This is a genomic window from Nocardia sp. NPDC060220, from assembly GCF_042727815.1.
In the GTDB taxonomy this organism is placed as follows: Bacteria; Actinomycetota; Actinomycetes; order Mycobacteriales; family Mycobacteriaceae; genus Nocardia.
In genome coordinates this window covers 1-4866 of sequence record NZ_JBHWZY010000534.1, presented here as the reverse complement: position 1 = coordinate 4866, position 4866 = coordinate 1, and the positions used below count along the sequence as shown (strand labels likewise).

The window sequence follows — 4866 nt, the reverse complement described above, 5'->3', positions numbered from 1 at the left end:
CGCCCTCGCCTAGGAAGGAATCGATATGCCACTTCGCCGGGGTCGCGTCGGGCGACCGGGATTGATCGGCACCATCGCCAGAACCGCGGTCGTCGCGGGTACCGCGACCGCCACCTCGAACGCGATGAACCGGCGGGGCGCGCAGCGGGCCGCCGAACAACAGGCCTACGCCCAACAGCAGGCACCGCCTCCGCCGCCGCAGCAACAGGCTCCCCCGCCGCCCGCTGCCCCGAGTGCGGGCAACGACACCGTCGCCCAGCTCAGCACCTTGGCCGAACTGCATTCCGCGGGCGCACTGTCGGACGCCGAATTCGCCGCCGCGAAAGCCAAACTGCTCAGCTGAGTTCTCAGCGAACGACTCCCCGGCACGGTGCCGGTGGATCAGGGGGTGACGATCGCGAAATCCGGGTCGGGGGCGTCGAGGTAGCCGACCAGTTCGGCCAGCTTGGTGGGATCACCCTCGGCGGTGACGCGACCGTCGCCGATCATCTTCGCCAGATCCTGGCCACCGAGCAGTGCCGCGCGCAGGTCCGCTTCGGTGAGCGTAAACGTCGCCTGGGCGGGTGGGAGGTCGCCTTCGACGTCGAAGTGCACGAGCAGTCCGTTGCGCAGCTCGGTGCGGTGCACCGTGCCGGAATCGGTGGTGCGCCAGTCGATGACGATCCTCGCGTCCCACGCGCGCGGGCCGTCGACGCGCAGCGCCATCGCGTCGAACAGCTGCTCCACGGAGAGGGCGGCGGAAATGTCGGCCGAGGACGTCGCCAGCGGAGTACCGACATTGCCGTTGCGCAATTCGTAGGCGCCCATCAGGAAGAAGTTGCGCCAGGTGCCGTTCTCCGCGCCGAAGCCGAGCTGTTCGAGCGTGTCGGCCTGCAGCGCTTTCGCCTCGGCATTGCCGGGGTCGGCGAAGATGACGTAGTTGAGCACCTGGGCCACCCAGCGGAAGTCGCCCTCGTCGTAGGACTTTCGCGCCTTGGCGATGGCTTCGTCGGCACCGCCCATGAATTCCACATGGCGCCGGGCGTTCGCGACCGGCGGGTGCTGCCACAGCGTGGCGGGATTGCCGTCGAACCAGCCCATGTATCGCTGGTAGATCGCTTTGACATTGTGGCTCACCGACCCGTAATAGCCGTGGGTCGACCACGAGTTCACGACGGCGGGCGGCAAGGGCAGGTCCTCGGCGATCTCGATGCCGGTGGAGCCCTTGTTCAATGCCCGCAGAGTCTGGTCGTGGAGATAGCCGTAGAGATCGCGCTGTACCGAAAGGAATTCGGTCAGCCGATCGGTTCCCCAGGTCGGCCAATGGTGCGAGGCGAACACGACATCGGTGCGGGCGGCGTATCGGTTGATCGCCTGCGTGAGGTAACTCGACCACACGTGCGGATCGCGAACCAGCGCACCGCGCAATGTCAGCAGATTGTGCAGGGTGTGGGTGGCGTTCTCGGCCATGCACAGCGCCCGCCGGTCGGGGAAGTAGAAGTTCATCTCCGATGGCGCCTCGGTGCCCGGCGTCATCTGGAATTCGATACTCACCCCGTCTACTGTCACGGTCTGCCCGGTGTGGTCGATGTAGACCGTCGGCGAGATCAAGGTCGGGGTACCGAGCGAATTCGTCGGCCCGAGGCCGGCACCGACCGACCCCTTCGGTCCGCGGGGAAGTGCGGCGCCGTACATATAGGCCGCCCGGCGCGCCATCGCGGTGCCCGCGTACACGTTTTCCTCGACCGCGTGTTCGGTGAAACCGACCGGCGCGATGATCGGGCAATGCCCGGCCGCCACCTCTTCTTCGGTGGTCACCCCCTTCACACCGCCGAAATGGTCGATATGGGAATGCGAATAGATCACCCCGGTCACCGGGCGGTCGCCGCGATGCTCGCGGTACAGCGCGAGCCCGGCGGCGGCGGTCTCCTCCGAGATCAGCGGATCGATCACGATCACGCCGGCGTCGCCTTCGACCAGCGTCATATTGGACAGATCGAATCCGCGGATCTGGAAGATGCCGTCGGTGACCTCGTACAGGCCTTGCTTCACACACAGTTGCGACTGCCGCCACAGACTCGGATTCACCGTGGGCGGGCACTCGCCGTCGAGGAACGAGTAGGCGTCGATGTCCCACACCACCTTGCCCGCGGCGTTCTTCACCACCCCCGGCGTCAGCGCCGCGACGAACCCACGCTCGGCATCGGCGAAATCCTGGTTGTCATCGAACGGTAGCGTGCGCAGCAACGTCTCGTTGTTGGCTTCGACGCTGGCCGAGGCATCCTGCTGACTGGTCATCAGATGGTGTTCCTGTCTGTGAGCGACGCCGGATCGCGCAGTCGTTCGCGGATTTCAGGAGAGAGCCTTGGCCTTGAGTTGCTGGAATTCCGCCTCGGTGATGGCGCCGGCGTCGAGCAGCTTCTTCCCGTCGGCGATCTGGGCTGCGGAATTGGTGCCCGCGGCCTGCCTGATGTAATCGTCGGTCTCCGTGCGTGCCTGCTTCTGCGCTTCGGCGGTCCGTTCCGCCATGCCGCTACCGCGGAAGATCAGATACACCAGTCCGGTGAGCAGCGGGAACAGGATCAGACACACCACCCACACCGCTTTCACCCAGCCCGAGGTGGACCGGTCGCGGAAAAGATCGGTGAGCAGGTAGAACATCAACATCAGGTAGGCGACAAAGCAGAAGCTCACAATGATGACCCAGAGAACGTCCCACACCGACGACATGATTCGACCTCACTTCTGTGATGCGTGACCACCGGGCGGCGGTTACGGTTCAACCCTTGCCGCCATCGTCGCGAAGCCCCTGCCCGCACACATCATCCGAATCGGGTGAATCCGTCCGCACCGCTCGACCTCACCCGTAACGGGGGATCCGGATCGTCCCCGACAGCCCCTACCGTCGAATCCATGACGATCACCTCGCATCCCGTCCGCCAGGGTCTCGCGGCGGGCATCACCATGCTCGCGGTGATCATGCTCCTGGTAGCGGGCACACTGAGCATCCTGCGCGGTATCGCCGACGTCACCGAGGACGAGATGTTCCTGATCCCGAGCGAATACAGCTACCAGCTCGACGTCAGCGCCTGGGGCTGGATCCACCTGGCGCTGGGTGTACTCCTCGTAGCCGTCGCCGTCGGGATGATTCTGACCGCATCCTGGGCCCGCATCGCCGCCTACTGTCTGGCTGCCCTCTCGATCATCGCCAATTTCCTGTCCCTGCCGTACTGCCCGTGGTGGTCGGTGATCATCATCGGCATCGACCTCGTCGTCATCTGGGCCATCTCCACCTGGAACCCCCGACCGAGTCTGAGCGTGCAGGTGGTCCCCGTGTCCGAGATGGCTACGTCTTCGTAGCGGTGATCTGGGTCAACACGCAGCGCCATCGGCCGTCGGTGTGGCGGAAGGCGTCGGTGGTCCATTCGTCGGCGTCGAATCGAATGCCCTGGTAGTGAGCGGTATTGGTGACCCTGGTCGTCAGCAGGGCGAGTTCGCCGTGGTAGCGGATTCTGGGCTCGCCGACGCGCTCCATCGCCGAGTGTGTGAGGTCACCCGATCGGACGAAGGCCAGGAACTGTTCGGCGGTGGTCATGCCGTTCTCGGAGACCATGATCCACTCGTCGGCCATATAGGAGCCGATCCGGTCCGCATCGTTGGCGACGATCGCCACCTGCCACTCGTCCAGAACGGCCAGGAGTTGGTCATCGACCGTGCGACCGGAAGAAGTTCGTGTTGTTGCCATGCGGCAACGCTAAGACTGAGCGCGGTCGGCGGTCTTGGACGAATGGAACGCGCTGCCCGCGGCCCTGACCGGCGATGCGGCCGCGCCCAGCTTCGGCGGCGGCCGCATCGACGCACGGTTACGGTGTCACGACCGCGAAATTCGGGTCGGGGGTGTCCAGGAGACCGAACAGTCGCTGGAGGACGCCGGGGTCGCCGGTGTGGTCGATCCCGGCCAAGCCCTTGCCCGCGAGAATGCCGAGCAGTTGCGGCTTGGTGAGAGTGACGGTGAGGTCGATATCGGCCTTGGACCGTGGGTCGGGCGTCTGGATGAGGACGCCGTTGGACAGAGTGAGACGCACGACGGAGTCCTGGTCGGTGAAATGCCATTCGATCCGGAACGAATCCTTCGCCGCGCGTGGACCGTTCACCCGGATGGCGATCGAGTCGAACAGCTGGTCCACCGACAGTGCCGCGGCCATCCCGCCGCCGAGGTCGAGCTCGGTCCGTTGGATTCCGTGCCGCAGTTCGTTGTCGCCGGTGAGGTAGAAGCAGCGCCAGGTGGCGTTCTCGGCCCCGAAGCCGAGTGTTCGATAGGTCTGGGCGAGTGCGTCTTTCGCGGCTTTGTTGTCCGGCTCGGCGAACACGGCATGGGTGAGCAGCTCAGCGGCGAAACGCAGATCGCCCGAGTCGGCGTAGGCACGGCCCTTCTCGATCACCGTGTCGATGCCGCCGATGGTCTCGACGTACCGGACCGCTTTCGCCGTACGCGGGTGCTCCCAGAGCGAGGTCGGGTTCCCGTCGAACCAGCCGAGATAGCGCTGGTAGACCGCCTTGACGTTGTGGCTCACCGACCCGTAATAGCCACGGGCGCTCCACGCGTCGGCCAGGTTCGGCGACAACTCGAACTGTTCGGCGATCTCCGGGCCGTTGAGTCCCTCGTTCATCATCCGCAGCGTCTGGTCGTGCAGGTACATGTACAGGTCACGCTGCACCGACAGGAATCCCATGATGTTCTCGGCACCCCAGGTGGGCCAGTGGTGCGAGGCGAACGCGACATCGGCGTCGACGGCGAACATCTCGATCGCCTCGTCGATGTAGCGCGACCAGATCCGCGGATCGCGCACCTGCGCGCCGCGCAGGGTCAGCAGGTTGTGCAGATTG

General features: G+C 65.3%; 6 protein-coding genes. 2 read left to right on the top strand and 4 right to left on the bottom strand.

Features of this window, described 5'->3' with window-relative positions; translation table 11 throughout:
• Positions 1 to 25: 25 nt before the first annotated feature.
• Positions 26 to 343 (top strand): SHOCT domain-containing protein, encoded by a 318-nt coding sequence (locus ACFWF3_RS24415; protein WP_379315460.1) that lies wholly within the window; start codon positions 26 to 28, stop codon positions 341 to 343.
• Between the two features lie 38 nt (positions 344 to 381).
• On the opposite strand, the gene ACFWF3_RS24410 is transcribed toward ACFWF3_RS24415, so the two are convergent.
• Together ACFWF3_RS24410 and ACFWF3_RS24405 are read right to left on the bottom strand one after the other, a co-directional pair.
• The gene (locus ACFWF3_RS24410) at positions 382 to 2277 is read right to left on the bottom strand and encodes an alkyl/aryl-sulfatase (protein WP_379315458.1); all 1896 of its coding nucleotides are present in this window, start codon (positions 2275 to 2277) and stop codon (positions 382 to 384) included.
• A gap of 54 nt (positions 2278 to 2331) precedes the next feature.
• The gene (locus ACFWF3_RS24405) at positions 2332 to 2709 is read right to left on the bottom strand and encodes an SHOCT domain-containing protein (RefSeq protein WP_379315456.1); all 378 of its coding nucleotides are present in this window, start codon (positions 2707 to 2709) and stop codon (positions 2332 to 2334) included.
• Positions 2710 to 2892: 183 nt separating this feature from the next.
• Between ACFWF3_RS24405 and ACFWF3_RS24400 the strand changes: the two genes are divergently transcribed.
• On the top strand, positions 2893 to 3339 hold the full coding sequence (locus ACFWF3_RS24400) for a hypothetical protein (RefSeq protein ID WP_379315454.1): 447 nt from the start codon (positions 2893 to 2895) through the stop codon (positions 3337 to 3339).
• Here ACFWF3_RS24400 and ACFWF3_RS24395 read toward each other — a convergent pair.
• Both ACFWF3_RS24395 and ACFWF3_RS24390 read right to left on the bottom strand, forming a co-directional pair.
• A complete protein-coding gene (locus ACFWF3_RS24395) occupies positions 3326 to 3724 on the bottom strand; it encodes a nuclear transport factor 2 family protein (protein WP_379315452.1) in 399 nt (132 codons plus the stop codon). The genes ACFWF3_RS24400 and ACFWF3_RS24395 overlap by 14 nt on opposite strands.
• A 118-nt stretch (positions 3725 to 3842) precedes the next feature.
• A partial coding sequence (locus ACFWF3_RS24390) for an alkyl sulfatase dimerization domain-containing protein (RefSeq protein ID WP_379315450.1) occupies positions 3843 to 4866 on the bottom strand: 1024 nt, incomplete at its 5' end.